Genomic DNA, 21,808 nt, shown 5'->3' with positions numbered 1-21,808 from the left:
CCGAAACCGTTGTGCTGCAAGCTAATTCAAGGAAGCACATGCACCGTGGTGGCGAACTTGTCGCAGGTTCCCGACAGCATCGACCAGTTGTTGTCGGCGTATTGGCAGCCGATGCTGATCTCATAGCCGAATTCGACCAGGACATGCCAGCGAACGGTTGAGCCGTCGGTCGGGTGTTCCTGGTAGGAGATGCCGGAGCGGCCGCCGAAGACCACGTCGCGGGTCAGGTCGGTGATGGTGCCCGGCGGGCGTTTCGCGATCTTGGCCTGCAATTCGGTGGCGACCTGGTCGTAGCTGGTGCCGAGGTCCACAACGGCCGTCACGACCGTCATGCGCATTTTGGTGCCATCCTGCGGGATCAGGTCGATCCGGCCCTTCGCCGGATCCGCGCCCGGGGCGATCTTCCATCCCTCCGGGGTCTGGAATTGCAGACGGCCGAAGGTCTCCATCGTCGGACCGCTCTCGATGGGCGGTGGCGGCAGATCTGGCTGCGTGGGGGGCACATTGGACGCGACCGCTCCGGGCTTGTCATGCGAGCCGGTGAGCAGGATGACCGCCGTCGCGGCGAGTGCGACAACGACCGCGATCGCCGCACCGGCGATGTAGTAGGGGCGGCGCGGATTCGGCGGTTTCATCGCGGCGGCGCGGGCGCGCAGCGGCTGCATCCATTCGGCATCGGGCAGGGTCGGCGGGGCCGGTTCGGGCCGACTGCTCGGCTCCGATGCGCGGCGCAGCAGATCGGGTCCGGTGATCACGCGCAGATCGACTGTGGCACCGCAACTTTGGTGCACAACCGCGCGAACCGTCTCCAACTGCTGCGGGGTCAGCACCCCGAAAACCTGCACCAGATCGGCCGGACGGCCACCGAGCAGCCGATCCAGGAAGGCCGAAAGCGCCGCCGGGGTGAGCTCATCGGCCGCGAGATTCGGTTCGTGCTCGCACGATTCGATCCGGGTGCCCCGGTGATCGCGCACCACCGTGCTGGCCGTAGTTGTCAGCGAACCGAATTCGAAGACGACGACGCGGCGGCTGTGCGAGGTGGCCTCATCCGCGTCGACCGTGCGAATCGCCAACTCCTCGAACAGGATATCGGCAGCGAAGCGGCGCAGCGCCGCCTCGAACACACCGCGCCGCCGCGGACCCCACTCGGTCGAGCAGATCACGATGATCCGGTCGGCGGGCACCGTGATCCGCATGGTCTGCAGGATGGTGCCGAATATCGCGTTCAGCGCCTCGACCGCCGACGGCAGCCGCGGCTCCAGCGCGATCCGGTCCGCCGTCGCGAATTGCACGGCGGAGCTGACCTGAGTCGGCGGGGTGAGCGGTTCGCCGACGATCAGGTCGTATCCGTTGCCGCCCAACGTGATCGACGGCGGCAGGTCCCAGTGCGTCGCGCTGCCGCGGGCCCAGATCCTGGATTCGGTGACGACCAGCTCGACCGTTGACATCAGGCCGACGGCGTCCAGGCCAGCTGGATCAGGCCCTCGACATCGCGCGTGACGAAGGTGCCCCGGCCGGGCGGCATGAAGCTCGGCCGCGTGGTGCCCATCAGGACGCCCTCGTCCTTGTTGCAGCTCATGATCAAACCGGCCGAACCGAGATCCCGCATCCGCCCGATCACCGCCTCGTACATGGCTCGGCTGGCACCGCCGGAACGCCGCGCGATGATCACGTGGAAACCGAGGTCGCGGGCGTGCGGCAGATAGTCGAGCAGCGCCTGCACCGGGTTGCCGCTGGAGGTGGCGACCAGGTCGTAGTCGTCGACGATGACGTACAGCTCCGGACCGCTCCACCACGAACGCTCACGCAGCTGCTGCGGCGTCACATCCGCGGGCGCCTGGCGCCTGGCCAGGTAGGCGGGCAGATCGTTCATGTTGTCGGTGAACATCTCCGCGGTGAAACCCTTGCCCGCCAGGTAGTTCGACGGCACCGCGCCGAGCAGGGTGCGCCGGTAGTCGCCGAGGATGATGCGCGCCTGATCGGGCGTGTTCGAGGCGACAATGCCGTCGATGATGTTGCGCAGCAGCGTGGTCTTACCCGCCTTCGAGTCACCGATGATGATGAAGTGCGGGCTCTCGTTGAAGTCGAGGTAGACCGGGGCCAGCTCGGATTCGTTGATACCGATCGGAATTCGCAGATTCGCCCTGGCCGGGTCGAGCTGCGAGGGCCAATTGCCCGCCAGGTAGTACAGCTGCTCGCGCGGCAGTTCCTCGGGCAGCATCCGCACCTGCGGCGCATGCCGCCCCGGCGTCGCCGCCGCGATGGTGGCGACCGCATCGGCCACCGCCGGACCCAGCGTCGTCTGGTCGGAGCTGCCGTCGATGCGCGGCAGACCGGTGAGCATATGCAGGCAGTCCGGTGTCATACCGCGGCCGGGGCGACCCATCGGCACCAGCGAGGCGAACTTGCGGCCGAGATCCGAATCCATCGGATCACCAAGGCGCAGCTCGATTCTCGTGCCGATCTGATCCTTCAGCGCCGGACGCGCCTCGGCCCAGCGGGCCAGCGCGATCACCACGTGCACGCCGTAGGACAGACCCTGCACCGCCAGGTTCATGATGGTCTGCTCGAGCGCGTCGAAGTCCTGGCGGATCGAACCGAAACCGTCGATCACCAGGAATACGTCACCGAACGGGTCCTCGTGCGCACCCGCGGCGGCCGGGCTGCTCGACGGATCCATCGCACGCAGCCGACGGAACTCCACCATCGACTCGATGCCGAGCTGACGGAATCGCAGCTCGCGACTGCGGACGATGGTGGTCATCTCCGCGATCGTGCGCCGCACCTTGTTCTCTTCCAAGCGGCTGGTCACGGAGCCGACATGGGGCAGGCCCTCGAGGCTGCCCAACGTGCCGCCACCGAAATCGAGGCAGTAGAACTGCACCTGCTCGGCGGTGTGCGTCATCGACAGCGCCATGATCATCGTGCGCAATGCCGTCGACTTACCCGATTGCGGGCCGCCGACGATCGCCACATTGCCTCGCGAACCCGACAGGTCGACGAACATGTGATCGCGGCGCTGATCGTAGGGCCGGTCGACGATGCCGATCGGCGCGCGCAGCGTGGCCACCGCCGAGTACTCGCCGGTGAGGATCGAGCGCGGAATCAGTTGATCCAGCGTCGGAGCATCGCCGAGCGGCGGCAACCAGATCTCGTGCGCCGGGCGTCCGTGCCCGCGAATCCGGGAGGTGAGCATGTTCAGGTTGGAGATCTGCTCGCCCTCATCCGATTTCGGCTCCGGCTCCAACTGCGACACCTGCGGCAGCGGAACCCGGTCCACCGCACGGAAATCCACGTGCGACGCGGTGAACGGCCGTGCCTTGATATCGATCTCGCCCGCCTGACCCGCGACGGTGTTGTCGCGCTGCGAACCGCCGCCGACATACGGGCCGGACACGTACGACGCCTGGAAGCGCACGATCTCGCCGGAGTCCGACTTCAGATAGCCGCCACCGGGACTGTTCGGCAGGTTGTAGGCGTCGGGCACGCCGAGCACCTGTCGGGATTCGTTGGCGGAGAACGTCTTCAAACCGATCCGGTAGGACAGGTGACTCTCCAGGCCCTTGAGCCTGCCCTCCTCCAGACGCTGCGAGGCGAGCAGCAGGTGCACGTGCAGCGAGCGGCCGAGGCGGCCGATCATCACGAACAGCTCCGCGAAATCCGGGTGCTGGCTGAGCAATTCGGAGAACTCGTCGAGCACGACGAACAGCGCGGGCAGCGGATCCAGATCGGCGCCCGCGGCGCGGGCCTTCTCGTACTCCAGCACGTTGGCGAAGTTGCCCGCCGCGCGCAGCACCTCCTGGCGGCGGTTCATCTCACCGGCCAGCGCGTCGCGCATACGGTCGACGAGATCCGCCTCCTCCTCGAGGTTGGTGATGACCGCCGCCACATGCGGGACACCCTCCAGACCGAGGAAGGTCGCACCACCCTTGAAGTCGACCAGCACCAGGTTCAGTTGGTCCGGCGAATGCGTTGCCAGCAGGCTCAGCACCAGGGTGCGCAGGAACTCCGACTTACCGGAACCGGTTGCGCCGATGCACAATCCGTGCGGACCCATGCCGTTCTCGGCGGCCTCTTTGATATCCAGTTCGACCGGCATTCCGTCGGCGCCGACACCGAACGGCACGCGCAGCCGCTCCCGGCCGTACCGCGGCCGCCACGCGGATTCCGGATTGAAGGTGCCGATATCGCCGAGGCCCATCAGCTGACTCCAGGTCGAGATGACCTCGGAATCGTCGGTCTCCACATCGCTGCTGCGCTGCGTCGCGGCGCGATAGGGCGCGAGCCTGCGCGCGACCTGCTGGGCCTGTTCCGGGCTGATCCGGTCGATCAGCGCGAAACGCTCCTGATTGCCGGTGGCGCCGCGACCGACGCACTCACCGTTCTCGACGATCATCTTGATGCCGCGTGAAACGGCAAGGCGCGGTGCGTAACCGCACAGGTCGATGATGGTGACGCCCTCGTACCCGGATTCGCGCAGCTGATCCTCTTCGGCCTCCAGCAGGCCGCCGTCGACCACGAAGACGATGTGCACCATATTGGCGTTGGCCGGCTGGTTGCGCGAGTAGCGCACCCGGTTGCCGATCAGCGGCTGCAGGCTCGCGGTGGCCTCGCGAATCGAGCCGTAGAACATGCGCTGGGTGCCGATGCCGTCCTGCGCGTCGGGATGCTGGGTGTGCGGCAGCCACTTGGTCCACTCCCACTCGCGCGCGGTGTCGGGACCGCAGACGACGGCGACCAGCACCTGGTCCGGCGCCTGGAACATGCACAGCTGCAACAACATTGCCCGCGTCATATCACGGGCCTCGCCGCGGTCGCCGTCCAGCGCGATGGTGGCGAAACCCTTCACCGCGATGGCGGTGGGCAGATCCGGGACGGTGGAATGGGCGCGCACGAAACGGCGCAGCGACACCGCCGCGATGGGCTCCAATTCCTCGACCGGACCGGTCTCCGGGGCCACGAGCCGGGTGGCCAACCGCTGACCGCCGACGCCGATGCGGGCGTGGCAGAAATCCTTGTCGCCCGCGCGGCGCTCCCACATGCGGCTGGTGCCCGCGAGCATCCAGATCAGGCCCGGCTCGGGGTGGCTCCACTCCACCGAAGCCCGCTGCTGCTTGGCGGTTTCGTCGACATCGCGGCGGACCTGATCGAGGTAGCGCAGATAGTCCTTGCGGTCCTCGTTGGCCTCGGCGGCCTTCTGTCCCTTGCCGCCGCCCTGCCCGGCGAACATGCCGACCATCGAGAACATCATCATGGCCGGGAACATCAGGCTGGTCGGATTCGAGCCGAAACCGCCGTTCGTCTTGAACAGCAGGGCCATCATTCCGACCATGCCGACGATCATGACGACGGGCATCATCTTGAGGAACAGATTGCCCGGCGTCACCCTGGGGATTTCGGGTGGCGGCTGCAGCGTCACCTCACCGCCGGGAGAGCGCGGCATCTCCCGGCGCGCACGCCGCTGGAACCGGACCGTGCTCATTTCCGGGCCTCACTCGACCCGGGAATGCGCACGGCGCGCTGGCAGTCGCTTCGCTCCCTCATGAAAAGAGAATCCCCCTCTATCCGAGCTGTGCTTCGACGACCATTGGTAATTGGCGGCCGCAGATTGGCCTCAGTGTAGAGGTCACAGCCGACATGTCGTATTGTTCAGCCAGCATTCTGCTGCCCGCACGGTGGGTTCGCAAGCTCGGCCCCGCCGCGGCGAGCGAGCGGAAACCCGAGGTAGAAGACGAGTTGGGGGAAGCTTGACGCACGCGCGACTTGACCACATCGACGAAGAATCATCGCGCGGCATAGTGCGCGCGCCGGACTTGGCCAGGGTGACCATCCTGGCCAAGCACACGCAGGTGGATATGGCGATCCCGGTCGACGTGCCGGTCGCGCTGGTCATCCCGAGCGTCGTCGATATGGTCGCTCAGCACAGCCGGACCAACGACTTCGACAACGAGGGCGAACGTTTCGAGCCGGCCGAATGGGTGCTCGCCCGCATCGGACATCCCCCGTTCTCCAATTCGCTCAGCCTCGGTGAGCACGGGGTCCGCGACGGTGAGCTGCTCATGTTGGAGAGCGCGTCGCACACCGCGCCGACGCCGCTGTTCGACGACATCATGTACAACGTCGCGATCGCCGACGCCGACCACTACCGCACCTGGACCCCGAAGATCGCCAGGATCACCGGTTCGGTGCTCGCGGCGCTGACCATGCTGGTCGGCTGCTTCGGGCTGTTGACCGCGCCCGGCAGTCTGCCCGGGTGGGTCGGCGGCGGTATCGCGCTCGGCGTGACGGTGCTGTTCGTCGTCGCGGGCATGGTGTTGAGCCGGATGTACGGCGACACCGCCACCGCGCTGGTACTCGGCGGCTGCGCGCTGCCGACCGCGTTCACGGCGGGCATGCTTTTCGTGCCGGGCGATTACGGCTGGGCGCATTTCCTACTCGGCTCGGTGCTCGTCGGCGCGACCGCAGTACTCGCGTGGCGGGTCACCGGCGTCGGCCTCGCGCTGTTCATCGGCACGAGCACGCTCGCGATATACGCGGTGCCCGCCGCGCTGGTCGGGTTGCTCGCCCATGTCGAGAACCGGGCCATCGGCGCGGGCGTCGCGGCGCTCGGTCTCGCCGGGCTCTCGCTGTCGCCGCGGATATCGATGGTGCTGGCGAGCCTGCCGCTGCCGCCGGTGCCGTCGCCGGGCACGCCGATCGACCCCACCGAGGACGATCCGGACGACCATCGCGCGCTGCCGACGATGGATGTGTTGCGCGCCAAGGCCGAACGGGCGCGGATGTACCTCGCAGGCCTGGTCGCCGCGACCACGCTCGTGACGGCCGCCGGAGCGCTCGCGGCCACCGATCCCGGCTCGGGTGACCCGTATTGGCAGGGCATCGCGCTCGCGCTGGTCTGCGCGGTGGTGCTGATGTTCCGCAGCCGCACCTATGCGGGCGCCGAACAGGCCGTCGTGTTGATCGCGGGAGGTGCGAGCATCGTGCTGATCATGCTGATCGGCGCCAGCTTCGGACCCAAGGACATCACCGTGCTGCCGCTCGCCATCTTCGGCGCGGCGCTGCTCATCCTTCTCGCGGCCCTGATCCTCGGCATCATCATCCCGAACCAAACGGCGACACCCCCGATGCGCCGCGGCGTCGAACTCCTCGAATACGCCTTCGTCGCAGCGGTTTTGCCGCTCGTCTTCTGGGTGACCGATCTCTACTCCGTTGTCCGGAACCTGTGAACGGGGTGGTCAGGATCGCCGCCGCGGCGATCGTATTGGGGATGAGTGGGTCGTTCGGAGTCGGTGTGGCGCAGGCGGATCATCCCCCTGCGGTGAATCCGTCGCTGCTACCGCCCGGAGATCCGGCAGTGCCGCCGGTCGCGACCGAGTTTCCGCCGAATTCGAAGTGCGCGGACATTGTCACCGGCGGTGATGCGCCCACGCCCCCGGCCGCATGGAAGTCCCTCGGCCTGGAGCGCGCATGGCAATTTTCCAAGGGTGCCGGTCAGCTCGTCGCGGTGATCGATACCGGTGTCGCACGGCACAAACGACTGCCGGGGTTGATTCCCGGCGGTGACTTCGTCGCGAATCCCGGTGACGGCACCGAGGACTGCGATGCGCACGGCACCTTTGTCGCGGGACTCATCGCTGCGTCTCAGGTAGATGGCTCATGGTTTTCCGGTGTCGCTCCGGAAGCCAGGATCCTGAGCATCCGGCAGACCAGTAAGGCGTATCAGGAAAAGGGCGCCGCACAGAACAAATCTCCGGATAGCCTCCCCGACGGTTTCGGAAGGCTGTCGACCATCGCCGCCGCGATCAGACGAGCTGTCGACATGCACGCCACGGTCATCAATATTTCGATCGACTGGTGCGGGCCCAGTAACGACCTCGACGGAGATGTCGGTGCCGCGGTGCAATACGCGTTTCAGAACAATGTGGTCGTGGTCGCGGCGGCGGGCAACAACGACACCGAACCGTGCAAACCGGTGAATACCGTTGTGGATCCGCTGAATCCGACAGCCGACTCGTGGAAAAACGTGGTGGTCAATGTCAGCCCTGCCCGCTGGGACGACTATGTGCTGTCGGTCGGCTCGATCAGCGATAACGGTGCTCCCTCTACCTTCACCGTGCCCGGTCCGTGGGTAGGTGTGGCCGCGCCCGGGGAGAACCTCGTCTCGCTCAACCCCTTATCCGACGGCCTCGCAACGGGTAGGAATTTCCAGAACCAGCAGACCTCGATCAGCGGAACCAGTTTCGCCGCGCCCTTGGTTTCCGGCGTTGTCGCGCTTGTCCGAGCTCGCTACCCGCAGCTGAGTGCGGGCGAGGTGATCAAGCGAATCGAGGCGACCGCCCACGCACCGTACGGCGGCTGGAACCAGTACGTCGGGTACGGCTCGGTGGATCCGATCGCGGCACTGACCGCCGAGGTATCCAGTGCCCCACTACAACCCAAACTCCCGGCCCCGCCGAAAACCAACCAACTGGCGACGCCTGCCGCGCCGCCGCCGCCCGACAACAGCGCACGCAATGTCGCGCTGATCGGCACCGGAATCATCGCAGGCACACTGATTCTCGGTTACCTCGCGTCCTTCCCGATCCGACGCAAGTTCGGAGTCAGATCCGACGAGATGTAGTCGGCAGACCGACGATGGGGCCTCGGCCGAACCGCCGAGACCCCATCGCGGTGCAATCACCAACCCGGCAATTCAGTCGGCCACCGGCAAACGACAAGACATCGGCAGCGAGTGACTCGAATGATGTTGGATCACAACAGCATTCATGCCCCATCACCATTTCGGCTGACCCGAAACTTGTACCGGCACTAAGGTTCGACGCAGCCGACCCGGGACCGGTTCCAACCGATCAGAGGATTTCTCGACTTCCGTTGCTCTACAGCGGATTCGGTCAGCGCTGGGGCGCGGATGCAACCGACGTTCGCACGTCGGCCAACCCCTGGCAAGGTCGCTGATCTCTGTCAGCACAGACCGAGCCCTGCGTTCCGGCTCGGCCTCCATGTCAGCTGAACTGGCAACTCACCCGGCTCATCTCACCTACTGAATGCGATCCGGAGGGGCGCAACCATGACAGATAGCGAGCGGAACTTCGCAAATGACCGCGTGCTTGCGGTCTGCGTGCCACCAGCATTCGTTTCCGACGGCGGCAACGGAATTCTCAGTTGGGTAACACCTGTGCTGAGAGTGCCTGGCGGGCTGCGTGTCGCCTGCCAGCCTGAAGGGACCATTGGGTTGCCATGAGCATGGGACCGGGTTGGGTCCGGTCGCGGGCCGTGTGCTGATGGTGGCCGACGATCGGGCTGTTGGTCAATCCGAGTGGGCCGGATCGGCTGGTTTGCCGCGGCGGGGCTTCTGCCGTTGCCGGTAGGATTCGCCCTCGACGACGAGTTCGTAGGCCGCGGACTGGAGCCGGTCCATCGCCGATTGCGCCAGCAGTGGGTCGGCCATCATGGTCAGGATCTCCGGAGGTTCCCGGTTGCTGGTGATCACCGTGGAGGCCTTGCGGTGGCGCTCGACGATCAGTTCGTAGAAGTCGTTGGTCTCGGGTGCTTCGAGTCGGTGCAGGGCCAGGTCATCGATGATCAGCAAGTCGACGCGGTGCAGTTTGCGCATCTCGTCTTCGTAGCTGCTGTCGAGGCGTGCTCCGCGCAGTCGTTTGAACAGTTTGTCGGCGCGTTCGGTGTGAACAGTGTGGTGGCGGCGGACCGCGATGTGTCCTAATGCGTTGGCCAGGAACGTCTTTCCGACCCCGACCGGCCCCATGATCAATACGTTGTAGGCGTCGGCGAGGAACCTCATCGAGGTGAGTTCGGCCCAGAGTTCGCGGTCGAAGGTGACCGCGGTCGAGTCGTCCCATGCCGCCAGGTGCATCTGCGGGTCCAGGTGGGCGGTCTTGGCGCGGCGTTGCTCGGATTGCCGGTCGCGGCGGGCGACCTCGTCGGCGAACAGCATTTCCAGGAAATCGTGGTGCGGCAGCCGATTCGACCGTGCCAACGCCAACCGCTCGGGGAGGGTGTCCAGGAGCTGGCCGAGCTTGAGCCTGCGCATCAGCGACTTCAGCTCCGGGGTGATCTCGATCGGTTTGACCGCCGGGTCGGCGGCGGGACGGCGAGTGGCGCTCATGACGGCCTCCTGACCGCGAAATCGGTGGTGGAACGGACGAACCGGGACGGAGCCGGTGGCGGCAGCAGCGTCAGCTGCTGACCGGTGGTGGCGCGGGTGAGCATGCGGTCGATGACGCCGACGTCGACGACCTCGGCGTCCAGTGCTCGGCGGCAGGCATCGTCGACGGCGTCGGCGCCGTGGCGGCGCACCAGCCCGAGCAGCCGGTAGACCTGCCGCATCTTCGTCCAGGGCAGTGGATGCTCGAGGACCGCCGCCGCATAGGAACCGACATGAGCGCCGTGATCGAATGCTTTGCGTTGCAACGTATTCAGGTCTCGCATCGCATAGGCGGTGAGCTCGCTGGGCAGGTCGGCCGGATCGGTTTGGCGGCGACCGGCTCCGACTCGGGGGTGGACCTTGATCAACTCGCCACGGAAGTAGAGCTTCACCGTCTGCGAGTCGACGCGGGCGGACAGGCGCTGCCCGACGAGATCACCGGGAATGCTGTAGAGCGCCTGACAAATCTGAACATGCCGGTCCGGGGCGACCTTCGGGTTCACCCAGGTCGGAATATCGAAGGCAGTGTCGGGCAACGGTTTCAGCTTCGGGTGCTCGTCGGTGGTGAACACTTCGGCCGGACGTAGTCGCGTGGTGCCATGTATTCTCATTCCCGCGGTCTCCCGGCACCACCGCTGCGCGCGTTCCCGGCAGTCGGCCAGGTCTCGGAATTGTTCTCCGGCAAAGAAATTCGACCGTGCGTAAGGAACACAGCGTTCGACGCGGGGCTTGTCCTGCGGGCTGCGGATCCGCGCCGGATCAACCACGAACCCACGAGACTCGGCATATTCGCGGAACGAATCGTTCAACCGGGGATCTGTCGCGTTCGCCCGGTCGACGATGGCTTTCATATTGTCCGGGATCGCGACAGCGAACACACCGTCGAAGAACACCCACGCCGCTTCGAATCCGGCGATGACGTCGTTGAGTGTTTCCCGGTAGGTCGGGAAGACGAACATGTGCCGCGAATACACCGCGGTGAAGATCAGACCCTTCACCACCCGGCGACGGCCCTCGACGTCGGTCAGCAACCCGAGCCGGCCGAAGTCGACCTGCACTTCCGCACCGGGTTCGCAGTCGGCCACCCGCACGGTCGTGCGCCGCTTCCCGAACCCCAATTCCGTTGTGGCGTAACGGTTCAACGTCCGATACGACACCACCACGCCACGGCGGGCCAGCAGAATATGAATCTTGGTCAGGGTCAGGCCCTGATCCAGCCATTGTTTGATCTGCTCGGACTGACCGGCGAGTGTCTCCCACACATCGCTCTTACCGTTCGGTCGAGACCTGCGAACCCCGGCGATCACCGCCGCCAGCAGCTCATCGGTCAACTGCTCCACACCCTCGTCGCGGTCCACGCCACACGACTGCGCTCGCTCGACATACCGGCGCACCGTCTTGCGGTCAGTGCCCGACAGCCGGGCCACCTCCCGCAAGCCGCGACCCTGCAGCCATAGCCGCAGCATCTCCCTGATCTCGATCACCGAAACCTCCCGGTAGCTCATCTGGCCAATACAGCGGCCGAGCGACCGGAAGCCCCGAAGCCACGCCGGGTGGTCCCATAACTGGCAAAACCGCTAGTCAGGTGGTCCCATCAGTGGCAAACAGGGTGGTCCCATACTCATGGCAAAACCGGCTCCGAAGTGGTCCCTTCCTCCTGGCAGCCGACAGGCTGCGGTTTTCGCTGGAGGCATTGGCGGTCGACGATTCGGCGCCGTCGTTGTTGAATTATGCGGCCACGGCGACGGTTCGAGTCGAGGGCAAGGAAACCGAGGTGGGATGGGCGAAGCATGCTGGAGAGACGCATGCCAAAACAACCTTCACCTTGTCGGATTTCGATCCGAGCGTGGAGCCGATGGAAGTCGAGTTGTCGATTGATGACCAAACCGCCGGTGTGTCGTGGACGGCGGGATTCTCCTGGCCGCTCAGTGCGCGTGTCGACGCGCCGGTCGATGCTTCTGATGGGAGGTTGGCCATGCTGACCGATCCGGTGTTCGTCGCCGAGGCGGGCAGTTCGATCCAGTCGTGGGTTTCGCCGATCACGTTGGACCCAATCGGTTTCGAGGTCAGTTATGTAGCGGCGGTGGCCGCCGCTGACGCGCCCTCGATGTGGGAGTACGAGGTCGACGCCATGCTGCGATCGAGTGCCGGGTCGATACAAATGTCGCCTTCTGTCAATACGTCGGCGACCCAGGTGCGAGCTGTATTCCAATACCCTGTGCCGCTCGGCGCCGATATCTCTTCCCAGGACTTCGAATTGACGTTGGTGGACCGTACGGCAGGGATTACCTGGTCTACTCAATTCGCCTGGCAAGGACCCCGATCCTGAACGATCGGCCCGCGAATGCCGATCTGGTACAGCTGAACGCTCCGATCCGTGAACATCCAATCGGATTGCGGGGTAGCCGTTTCGGCGATCTCAGCTCAATGGGCGGCCTGGGCTGAGGTGCGCACGTCGGCCAATACTGTGGCGATGTCGTGGCGTGGGAGTTCGATCAGGGGGAGGGCGAGCAGGGGGGCTGGGGTGGTGGCTTGGATTAGGTCTTTTGCTTGGCGTTTGGTCAGGGCGGTGGGGGCGTGGCGGATGAGGGCTTCGCGCCAGGCGTTGCCGATTTTGCCGTGGGCGCGGTGGAGGAGGTCGGAGACCGTTGCGTCGGCGGGGGTGGTGGGGTGGTGGATTCGGCGTGGACGATTGCGAAGCCTGGGCGTGGGGTGGCGTGTTCGACTCGGAGACGGAATTTGGTTGATATCAATGATTTCAGGGCTTGGCCGCGCAGGTCGGGGTGGGTGTCGGGGACTACCGCGACGATGTTTCGGCAGTTGGCCGCGAGCAGGACGCGCAGTAGCCAGGCGCCTGGATCCTTGGAGAGGTCCGCGACGAGGTCGATGGGGCCGCGGCGGCCGTGGACTGGCGGGATGCCCTTTGCGAGGAGGGTGGCGAGGGTGAGTTTCGGGTGTTCGGCGGTGTGCGTCGTCGACCAGCCGTCGCCTACCAGGATCGGCTGATCCGATTGGGCCAGTAGGTATTTCGCAATGTCATCGGGGAGGCCCGATGCGCCTTCGAGGGATTGGGGGCCGTGGGTGTAGATGTTCGCGGCCGCGGCGGAATCCAGTGTGCGCCAACTCTTGGATGTCGGCCGCAGCGCGTACCAGTCGGCGGCGCTGCCGACGGCCTGTGCGCCCAGGTATCGGTTGAATCTGGGCAGCATCGCCTCGACGGTCAGGTGCAGTTCGCGAATCGCGTTCTGCACCTTGAGTCCCAGTGCGGGTTGGCGCGCGCTGAATCCGTACGCCAGCAAGAGGCGTGAATTCTCTTTGTCGCCAAGACCTTCCAGCCCGCGGGCGAGGAACAGCTTCACCCCTTCGGGGGTATACGGCGGATCGGTCACCACTAGATCGGCGAATCCGGTTGCCGCCGTGGGGAATCCGAGGCGGAAATCACCGAACAGGCAGCGGGCGGCGACGCCGAGCCGGGCCGCCTCGCCGGCGATGAATTCCAGGATCCGCTCATCCAGGTCGACCACGGTGATCTGCGCGTCGCGGCAGATCAGTGCGGTGGCGATGGAGGTGAGGTCGTGATCGCCGACGAAGAGCACGTGTGCGCCGCGGGTGTCGAAGGTCGATTCCAGCCAAAGCGCCCGTCGCACAACGGTTTCGGCGGTGGCGGAGACGTGGTCGATATCCTGGCGGGCGGCGGGCGCCCGCTCGATCAGCTCCTCGATGAGCCGAACCGTCTCCGCGTGCGCGGCCAGTCGCGCCGCGAGCGGATCCACCTGCGCCGTCCGCTCGAGCTGCGCGAAATCGAATCGCACCGCATAGTCGTCGACCCGGCTCGCATCCAACCGGAAGCTCTCGCCCGTCCGCGACAGATCTTCCCCCAGCGCCGACAGAACCTCCTCGACGCTGCGCCGTGGCACTCCGAGCGATCGAACCAGTTCCGCAAGCGTGTGCTCCCCCACCGCCAACGCACGGACGACCTCCCTGAGCGGCCGCCCACCCACCCCGGCCGCCGCGACAACCGCTCCGACCTGCTCGATCGGTACCTCGGGTTCGGAATGGTCGAAGTCGCTCACCCAGCCACGATAGTCGCCGCACCTCTACCCGACGCCAGGCGGGACCGCCACGATCCAGCTCCCGCTGCCGGTTCGTCGAACCGGCAGCGGGAGGCTGGGCCACCGTCGCGACGACGTTCAGAGCTCAGCATCCCCCAGTAGCGATTCGATCCGGCGATAGGATTCGTAATCCCGGAAATGCCGCGAGTACAGATCGCCCCCCTTCGACAGATCGTCGGTAAGCGACTGGTTCACATCGACAACATGCTTGAGCGAGACCTTGATCAACTCGCCACGCTCGTTCTCGTAGGTCGTCTCCTGCGCTACCGCGGCCTCGTGCGCCAGCTTGCGCGCCTCATCCTCCGAACCGGCGTACAGCAAGACGAAGTCCTCCTGGTACATCGGCTCGTAGCCGGGCGAATCCGAGGTCGACTCATAGACGACGACCGCGATGTACGGACTCCGACTCACCATTGCTTCCTCCTGGTCACTTCTTGAATCGATTGTCGTTGAGCAGTTTCCATGCCTTCTTGTAGTCGGCGCTGGTGCCCTTCTTGATTTCGCCCAGTGTCGCCTGCAGCAGCTGACCCGGGAATTCCCTTCTGATCGAACCCTTTCGGCAACGAGAAATGAACGAGTCGGCCTTGTCGCCCAGGTTGTCACCGGCTGTGCAATTGCCGCCGTACTCGGCCAGTTGCACCGCACCGACGGTATCCGCGGCCGGGACCGCGGCGGCGACCTGCGGAGTTGCGAACGCGATCGCACCGGACGCGAATACGATCAGTGTGGCGACAATGGACTTGCGGATGTGTTTCATGGATTTTCCTTCATCGGGTGTATCGAACACCGCGAAATCACGGTGTTCACCGGGGAATCAGGAGTGCCCGCTCCGAGCCCCCGGGTCTATGCCGCAGGTGCCGACGTCGCTCCTATACGAGCACCGCTGCGGCGATGGCCGATGCGGGTACCATTGCCAGCGCAGCGATCGGCCTGCGGATGTGTTTCATGGAATCGTTCGTCCTGAGTCGTGATCTGCCGACAACCGCACCTGCGTGTGGTTCCGGGGTTGGGGAGTGCCCGCTCCCCAATCCCGGTGGCAGCCGCCCGCGCATCATTCCCCCGAAGCTCGAAACCTGTTGTCTTGCAACGGCTCATCCGACGCATCGAGTCAGCAGGAGCTGATCAGATCCGAAAGCTGTTCCGTCACATACATTGACGCGCCGACACCGTCGGCGGTTCCATCGAATCGCATTTTTCTCGAACCGGATTACGGCAGTGCCGAAAGGCAAAGCCGGTTCGAAGCAGCTCCGAAGAAAAGCACTACTTCTTCGGGTCGGCGACCAGGGTTTTGCCGGGGTTGGGGTCGGCGGCGACGCCGTCGTGGGCGACCAGGGCCTCCTCGCGGCCGAGGGTCGGGCCGATGGCGATCAGGCCGACGATCGGGTACGGGGCGGGCTCGGGTTGAACGTCCTCCAGGCCCAGGGCTTTCGCCGAATCGGTGTTCTTGATGCCGAAGCGGACGCCGGTGTCGGCGATGTAGAAAATGCTGTCCTTGCGGCGGCTGTCCGGCTCGATGCCGGTGGTCTGCACGTACGCTCCGGTGCCCGGCTTCATGTAGAACTGGTCGGCGAGCAGGCCCTTGTTGTTGGACTGCGCCAGCGTGAGCGGTTTCGCGTTATCGGCCAGCGGCAGGTTCACGCCGGTGATCACCGTCAATTCGGCGCGATCGCCGGAGGAGTCCTTGGCGACGGCCGTTTTGGGCTTCCACGAGATGCAGCTGTCCGGGGCTTCCCTGGCGCTGATCAGCTGCGGTGCGACCTCCGGGTAGGTGTCCACCTTCAGCGTTTGCAATTGGCTGATTTTGGCGAGCGTGCTCGAGTCGATCATCGAGTTGGTGGACGAGGGCGGGTTGGCGGCGCGAATGAGTTCCGCGGTGAACGGCGAAACCTTCTGCAACCCATCGCGCAATACCGCGTAATTCTCCGTGGTGCCGACGCTGGTGGTGACCTGGACGACGTCACCGATGCGGTGGCCGTTGATGGCGTAGGTCGGAACGCCACCGCCATCGGTGAGCGTCGGCGGCTCGATCGCCGGGTACTCCGGAATCGCGTTCAGCAGCCCTTCGCTGATCGGGCGCGGCGTCGCGTTCGCGAGGTTGAGCGCGTAGGTGACGGCCGGATCCTTCATATTCACGCGGGCGCGCCGGTTGTTGTAGATCAGGTAGACCGAATCCTTGCCCTGCACCAGCAGCGCCTTGTCCTTCGGCAGATTCGACGCCTTGTCCCCGAGCTCGATGCCGCCGACGATCACCGTCACCACGCGGTCGGTTCCGGTGTCACCCTTCGGGGCGTCGCAGACCGTCCACGTCTGCCCCTTGCCGTCCTTGTCGAAGTGGATCGCACCGGGTGCGCCGGGGATGCCGATGAGCGAGCCGAGGGGTTTGCTGCCGAGCTCGGACTCCTTGACGGTGACCGGGCCCTCCGCCTTGTTCGCGGCGAGCTTGGCCGATGAGAGGTTGAGCGCGGGATGCACCACGCCGTCGATCACCGCGTACGCCGTGCCGGAATCCTTGCCGATCAGGATCGTGTGGCTGCCGATCTTGTCCTGCGGCCGCAGCAGTGCGAGCACGCCGCATCCGGCGAGCACGACGAACGCCATGATCAACCCCGCCGCGTAGGCACGCGACTGGGAGCGCATCGGATCGTGCAGCATTCGCACGTCCCGGCGGACCAGGGCGTGTTCCATGCGGCGCACCAGGAATCGGTAGCCGCTCACCTGCCACCGGGTGGTGGGTTTTGAAGGCATTATTCCTCCCCCGAACAGTGCTCGCGTTCGCCGAACACAGTACAGTTCCCGAGGACTCTTGTTCAGCTCGACCGCCAGGAAACGGTCGGGCCCGGGTACTTGGGGGACAACGATGGCCGAACCTGTCGGGGCGGGACCTCGACCGCTCCTCGGGCGCATCTCGCTGCCGAATCTGCTGGTGGCGCAGGTGATCGGGCTCGTGGCCGGTGCGGGCGCATTGATCGGGGGGCTCGGCCCGCTGCCCGCGCTCGCCATCGGAATCGTCGCGGCGCTGCTGCCGCTGATCCCCATCGCCAAGCGCACCGTGCTCGATTGGATCGGCACCGCGTGGCGCTATGTGACAAGGGGCGATTACGAGCTCGGCGACACCGTCGACTTCCGCGGCGCCGACGGCCGTTCGCTCGGGTTGTACTGGGACGGCAGCCGGGTGGTGACCGTTGTCGAGGTGCTCGCGCCGAAGGGCGGGCTCACCAGAATCGGCCGGACGACCGTGCACGCCTCACATCTGCTTCCGCTGCCGGAACTGGCGAAATGCCTGAACCAGCACGACATTCTGCTCAGCGGCATCGACATCATCAGCCACGGCCACCGCAGCCGCTCCGGCACTCCGGCCGGACCGATCTACGAATCGCTGCTCGGCCCGTTGCCCGCCACCGCGCATCGCACGGTGTGGCTGGCCATCAGCTTCGATGCGCTGGTCTGTCCGGAGGCCGCGGCCCGGCGCGGCGGCGGCGACGAGGGCGCGTCGCGCGCGGTGACCATCGCGACGCAGCGGATCGTTCGCGCGCTGGAGGACGCCGACTGCTATGCCCGCGTGCTCACCGCGCCGGAAATTCGCAAGGCGGTCCTGCAGATCACCGGCGGCTACGATCCGCGGGCGCTCACGCATCGCTGGCGCTATGCCGAGATCGGCAACAGCGTCAATATCGGCAGCGCCGTCGATCCCAAGCGACTCGGCTCGGATCTGCTTGCGCAGCTGTGGGTTGCGCCGTCGCGCGGCACCTCGGTCGCGGTCCGGCTGCGGCCGGGCAGTTCCGCGGAGACGGTGTGCATCGGCGCGGCCTGGCGGCTCACCGCACGGGAGCTGCCGGAACGCGGCAAGCTCAAGGGCATGGTGTCGATGAACGGACGTCACCGCGACGGGCTGCTGGCCCACCTGCCGATCGCGGTGCCCGATCTGGACGGCACCGTGCCGACCATCGAATACCCGATCGAGGTAGTCGGCGCGCTGCACCTGCCGTCCTCCGGCTGCGGCCAGCTGATCGGCTCGGACGACGAGGGCAACGGCGTCGCGGTGCGCATCGTCGGCACCGGTATCTCCACCGTGTACGTGGCGGGTGAGCTGTACCTGGCGCAGCAGCTGGTGTTCCGCGCGCTCGCGGTCGGCGAGCGCATCCTCATCCGTACCGACCGGGCGCATGCCTGGGAAAATCTGGTCACCACCATCGGCAATCCGGAGCGGCTGACCATCGCGGTCGAAACCCACCAGTCCGATGCGGGATTCACGGCCACGGTGGTGGACGGTGTGCTCGCGCCCGCGCCGCACGCCGGTGTCACCACCATCTACGTCACCGGTGATCCGATGGGCTGGCCCGCGACCCGGCCGGATCTGTCGGTCCATCAGCCGGGCGCGATCGGCAATCATGTCGTATTGCGAACGGGCACAGCGCAAGTGGATCTGACCCTGGTATCCATTCCGCGCGAGGCCACCTATATCGGCCAGCCGCGCGGGCGCAGGCAGCTGGCGGGCAGCCCGAACTGAATGTCAGCCCGGGTAAGGATCTTTCACCCGGGCCTCGCGCAAAGTGCGTGCCCACCAAGCCAATTGACGCAGCATGCGGGCCGATGCATCGATCGCGGCGCCGTCCGAGGTCTCGCCGCGAGCGTCGAATTGCCGCTTGGCCTGATGGAAGCTGACGGTCTCGCGGATCGAGACCATATGTATTTCGGCGACCACCTGACGCAGCTGTTCGACGGCGCGCAGACCACCGGAGAGCCCGCCGTACGCCACGAATCCGATCGGCTTGGCCCGCCATTCGTGTTTCGCGGTGTCGAACGCGGTCTTCAATGCCGCCGGATACCCGTGGTTGTACTCCGAGGTGATCGCCACGAAGGCGTCGGCGGCGGCCAACCGCGCCCGATAGTCCGCGACCTCGGGTGTTTCGGTGAGGTCGGTGGGCAGCGGCGTATCGATCAGATCGATGACGCCCGTATCGAATTCGGGCCGCTGCCGCACCGTGCGCAGGAACCATTCGGCGACGACCGGAGCGAAACGCTCGGGCCGGACGCTGGCCACGATCACCTCTAGCCGCAGCGGAGTATCCACGGCGCGAGCTTAATCGACCCGGGCAGCAGCCGCGGAACTCGCGCACGGGGACGCCGAGTGCGCCCCTTGCGCGGCTTCGCGACGCCGATCGTGCACCATATTCACTGGCTATCGGTCTGATGCCCATAGTGTTGTGGGGGTTGACTTCGAGGGAGGGAGGGTCGGCGATGCTCACCGGGAGTTGGCTGTTGATCGAGACGCTCGGTCGCGCCGGCACCTGGTCGATGATCGCCGCGGGGACGGCGCCGCGGGCCTGGAAGTCCATTCAACGGGCGGTTCCGTCCCGGCTGCAGCCGGTGATCGGCGCGGTGTACGGATCCGGTGCGCCGATCGATCAGCAGCTGCCGCAGTCGCGGCACGCCTGGTCGGGACGGCGGCTGCTTGCGGTGCCGGTGCTCGGCCGGGATACCCGGGTGCACGCGGTCAAGTTGTGGGTGGGCGACGGTGAGCCGCCCGCGCAGGTGGGTGCGGCGCCGTTCACCATCGACGCGCGCACCCGCCGGGTGGACACCCTGCCCGCCGGGCTCGGGCCGCATTTCGCTACCGAGCCGATCAGCTGGCTGGGCGCACAGTCCTACGAGACGATCGAAAGATTCGACGGCGCACTGGAATTCACCGCGACACTGGCCCGCTCCAGCCCCGATTCACGCTGGCTCGGCGTCGCGACCGTGCGGTCGCTGGCCGGTCCGCGCTCGATTCTGCTCGCCGCGCGCAACGGCGGTACGGACGCCACCAGGACGCAATGGTTCGGTGTCGCCGCCGATGTGACCGAAAGCGTTGCGCCACAATCGAAGTCATTCGAGGCGGGCACGCTGGACATGTTGCGGGAACGGCAGCCGAATCTGTACCTCGCCATCGTCGATACCGCCCAGGTGCGTCTCATTCGCTGGGTCAGCGAACCGGTGCCGGGACTGCGCTGGTCCGGCGCCGACGAGCGCACCATCCCGCATCCGGCCGATCGCGCCCGAATTCTGGCCGCGCGCGAGGAGATTCGGTCCGGAGCCCAGCTCGCGACGCTCACCGATATCCGGCTGGCCGCCGAAAACGGTTCCTGGATAACGGCGGATCTGGAGATCACCCCGCTGCCCGGCGGCACCCCGGATGCGGAGGTTCCCGAATTCGCACTGGTGCAAATGGAGATCAGAAGTTCTTCGCCACCCGCAACGCGCATTCGCTGAAGGCGCGGATCCGGTGGGCCGGTATCGCCCCTACGAACGCACCAGCCTGGCGATGGCGTCGGTGGCCTCTTTGATCTTGGCTTCGGCCTCGGGGCCACCGGCGACGGCCGCGTCGACGACACAGTGGCTGATGTGGTCCTCGAGCAGACCCATCGCGACCGCCTGGAGCGCCTTGGTCATGGCGGAGACCTGCGTCAGGATATCGATGCAGTACTTCTCCTCCTCGACCATCCGCTGCAGGCCGCGGGCCTGGCCCTCGATCCGGCGCAGCCGCTTGAGGTAGTCGTCTTTGGCGGTGATGTAGCCGTGCGTGGAGTGGTCGTGTGCGCCGTGGTCCTGGGTGGGTGTTGTCACCGACGATCTCCTCGCTGCCTGCCGATTTATACCCCCATAGGGTACAGGGAGACGGGCGAATTGTCAGGTCACGGGCACCCGTTGCGCGGGTGTGGGGAGCGAGACGGGAGAATCTGCCCATGAGTTCGCTTTCCCGGCCCGCCCTCGCAGTCATCGGCGGCAGCGGTTTCTACGATTTCTTCGACAACGACGCGACCGAGGTCGAGGTCGACACCCCCTACGGCGCGCCGAGCGCGCCGATCGCGGTCGGGAAGGTGGCAGGCCGTCCCGTCGCCTTCCTGCCGCGGCACGGCAAACAGCACGAATTCGCCCCGCACACCCTGCCGTACCGGGCCAATATGTGGGCGTTGCGCTCGCTGGGTGTGCGCCGGATCTTCGCGCCGTGCGCGGTCGGCAGCCTGCGCGCCGACTGGGGTCCCGGCACGGTCGCGGTGCCCGACCAGCTGGTCGATCGCACCTCGGGCCGCCCGCAGAGCTACTTCGACGGCGGCGGTGTCCACGTCTCCTTCGCCGACCCCTACTGCGATGAATTGCGCGCCGCCGCAATCAAATCCGCCACCGATGCGCTGCCCATGAAGACCCAGGGCACCATGGTGGTCGTGCAGGGCCCGCGCTTTTCCACCCGCGCCGAGAGCCGCTGGTTCGCCGGGCAGGGCTGGGAACTGGTCAACATGACAGGCCATCCGGAGGCGGTACTCGCTCGTGAACTCGAAATGTGCTACGCCGCAGTGGCTTTGATCACCGACCTGGATGCGGGCCTGGAGGAGGGCGACGGTGTGCACGCACTCGACGTCTTCGCCGAATTCAAGAAGAATATGGTGCCGTTCAAGGAATTGATCCGCCGCGCGGTATCCGGGGTCGCCGGCACCGACACCTGCGATCGCTGCCGTGTCCACACCGGAGTGTCGCTGCCGTTCGAACTACCCTGAGC

Annotated in this window: 16 protein-coding genes; 6 read left to right on the top strand and 10 right to left on the bottom strand. The window is 66.1% G+C overall.

Going from position 1 to position 21,808, the window contains the following annotated elements; genetic code table 11:
- Positions 1 to 26 precede the first annotated feature (26 nt).
- Together F5544_RS05730 and eccCa are read right to left on the bottom strand one after the other, a co-directional pair.
- Positions 27 to 1,448 (bottom strand): type VII secretion-associated protein, encoded by a 1,422-nt coding sequence (locus F5544_RS05730; protein WP_167472210.1) that lies wholly within the window; start codon positions 1,446 to 1,448, stop codon positions 27 to 29.
- Positions 1,448 to 5,482, bottom strand: a complete 4,035-nt coding sequence (eccCa, locus tag F5544_RS05725) for a type VII secretion protein EccCa (protein ID WP_167472209.1) — start codon at positions 5,480 to 5,482, stop codon at positions 1,448 to 1,450. Before eccCa ends, F5544_RS05730 begins: the two co-directional genes overlap by 1 nt.
- Before the next feature lie 265 nt (positions 5,483 to 5,747).
- On the opposite strand from eccCa, the gene eccD reads away from it, so the two are divergent.
- Positions 5,748 to 7,226 (top strand): type VII secretion integral membrane protein EccD, encoded by a 1,479-nt coding sequence (gene eccD / locus F5544_RS05720; protein WP_167472208.1) that lies wholly within the window; start codon positions 5,748 to 5,750, stop codon positions 7,224 to 7,226.
- Between the two features lie 41 nt (positions 7,227 to 7,267).
- Entirely contained in the window at positions 7,268 to 8,620 is a 1,353-nt protein-coding gene (gene mycP / locus F5544_RS05715) for a type VII secretion-associated serine protease mycosin (RefSeq protein ID WP_167472207.1), read from the top strand.
- A gap of 687 nt (positions 8,621 to 9,307) precedes the next feature.
- On the opposite strand, the gene F5544_RS05710 is transcribed toward mycP, so the two are convergent.
- Positions 9,308 to 10,123: an ATP-binding protein gene (locus F5544_RS05710; RefSeq protein ID WP_167472021.1), complete on the bottom strand. Its 816-nt coding sequence runs from the start codon at positions 10,121 to 10,123 to the stop codon at positions 9,308 to 9,310.
- Positions 10,120 to 11,667 (bottom strand): IS21 family transposase, encoded by a 1,548-nt coding sequence (gene istA, locus F5544_RS05705; RefSeq protein ID WP_167472022.1) that lies wholly within the window; start codon positions 11,665 to 11,667, stop codon positions 10,120 to 10,122. The genes F5544_RS05710 and istA overlap by 4 nt, the downstream gene beginning before the upstream one ends.
- A gap of 188 nt (positions 11,668 to 11,855) precedes the next feature.
- Here istA and F5544_RS05700 point away from each other — a divergent pair, with 188 nt between their 5' ends.
- Positions 11,856 to 12,491, top strand: coding sequence for a hypothetical protein (locus F5544_RS05700; RefSeq protein WP_167472206.1), 636 nt, complete (start codon positions 11,856 to 11,858; stop codon positions 12,489 to 12,491).
- A 232-nt stretch (positions 12,492 to 12,723) separates the two neighbouring features.
- On the opposite strand, the gene F5544_RS05695 is transcribed toward F5544_RS05700, so the two are convergent.
- From F5544_RS05695 to eccB, 4 genes are all read right to left on the bottom strand, one after another.
- Positions 12,724 to 14,235: a bis-aminopropyl spermidine synthase family protein gene (locus F5544_RS05695; RefSeq protein WP_167472205.1), complete on the bottom strand. Its 1,512-nt coding sequence runs from the start codon at positions 14,233 to 14,235 to the stop codon at positions 12,724 to 12,726.
- Positions 14,236 to 14,352: 117 nt separating this feature from the next.
- Entirely contained in the window at positions 14,353 to 14,688 is a 336-nt protein-coding gene (locus F5544_RS05690; protein ID WP_167472204.1) for a DUF4288 domain-containing protein, read from the bottom strand.
- A 13-nt stretch (positions 14,689 to 14,701) separates the two neighbouring features.
- Positions 14,702 to 15,031, bottom strand: coding sequence for a hypothetical protein (locus tag F5544_RS05685; protein WP_167472203.1), 330 nt, complete (start codon positions 15,029 to 15,031; stop codon positions 14,702 to 14,704).
- A gap of 503 nt (positions 15,032 to 15,534) precedes the next feature.
- On the bottom strand, positions 15,535 to 17,019 hold the full coding sequence (eccB, locus tag F5544_RS05680) for a type VII secretion protein EccB (RefSeq protein ID WP_167472202.1): 1,485 nt from the start codon (positions 17,017 to 17,019) through the stop codon (positions 15,535 to 15,537).
- Between the two features lie 112 nt (positions 17,020 to 17,131).
- On the opposite strand from eccB, the gene eccE reads away from it, so the two are divergent.
- Positions 17,132 to 18,781: a type VII secretion protein EccE gene (eccE, locus tag F5544_RS05675; protein WP_167472201.1), complete on the top strand. Its 1,650-nt coding sequence runs from the start codon at positions 17,132 to 17,134 to the stop codon at positions 18,779 to 18,781.
- Between the two features lie 3 nt (positions 18,782 to 18,784).
- Here the strand turns inward: eccE and F5544_RS05670 are convergent, their stop codons facing one another.
- Positions 18,785 to 19,345: an NADPH-dependent FMN reductase gene (locus F5544_RS05670; protein WP_167472200.1), complete on the bottom strand. Its 561-nt coding sequence runs from the start codon at positions 19,343 to 19,345 to the stop codon at positions 18,785 to 18,787.
- A 167-nt stretch (positions 19,346 to 19,512) separates the two neighbouring features.
- On the opposite strand from F5544_RS05670, the gene F5544_RS05665 reads away from it, so the two are divergent.
- The gene (locus F5544_RS05665; RefSeq protein ID WP_167472199.1) at positions 19,513 to 20,523 is read left to right on the top strand and encodes a GAF domain-containing protein; all 1,011 of its coding nucleotides are present in this window, start codon (positions 19,513 to 19,515) and stop codon (positions 20,521 to 20,523) included.
- Positions 20,524 to 20,553: 30 nt separating this feature from the next.
- Here the strand turns inward: F5544_RS05665 and F5544_RS05660 are convergent, their stop codons facing one another.
- Positions 20,554 to 20,877: a metal-sensitive transcriptional regulator gene (locus tag F5544_RS05660; protein WP_167472198.1), complete on the bottom strand. Its 324-nt coding sequence runs from the start codon at positions 20,875 to 20,877 to the stop codon at positions 20,554 to 20,556.
- Between the two features lie 119 nt (positions 20,878 to 20,996).
- Here F5544_RS05660 and F5544_RS05655 point away from each other — a divergent pair, with 119 nt between their 5' ends.
- Positions 20,997 to 21,806 carry an S-methyl-5'-thioadenosine phosphorylase gene (locus F5544_RS05655; RefSeq protein WP_167472197.1) on the top strand — a complete coding sequence of 270 codons (810 nt, stop codon included), beginning with the start codon at positions 20,997 to 20,999 and terminating at the stop codon, positions 21,804 to 21,806.
- The last annotated feature ends 2 nt before the right edge of the window (positions 21,807 to 21,808 follow it).

Origin of the sequence: Nocardia arthritidis, assembly GCF_011801145.1 — a bacterium.
Classification (GTDB): Bacteria; Actinomycetota; Actinomycetes; order Mycobacteriales; family Mycobacteriaceae; genus Nocardia; species Nocardia arthritidis_A.
This window is presented reverse-complemented; position numbering and strand designations above follow the sequence as displayed.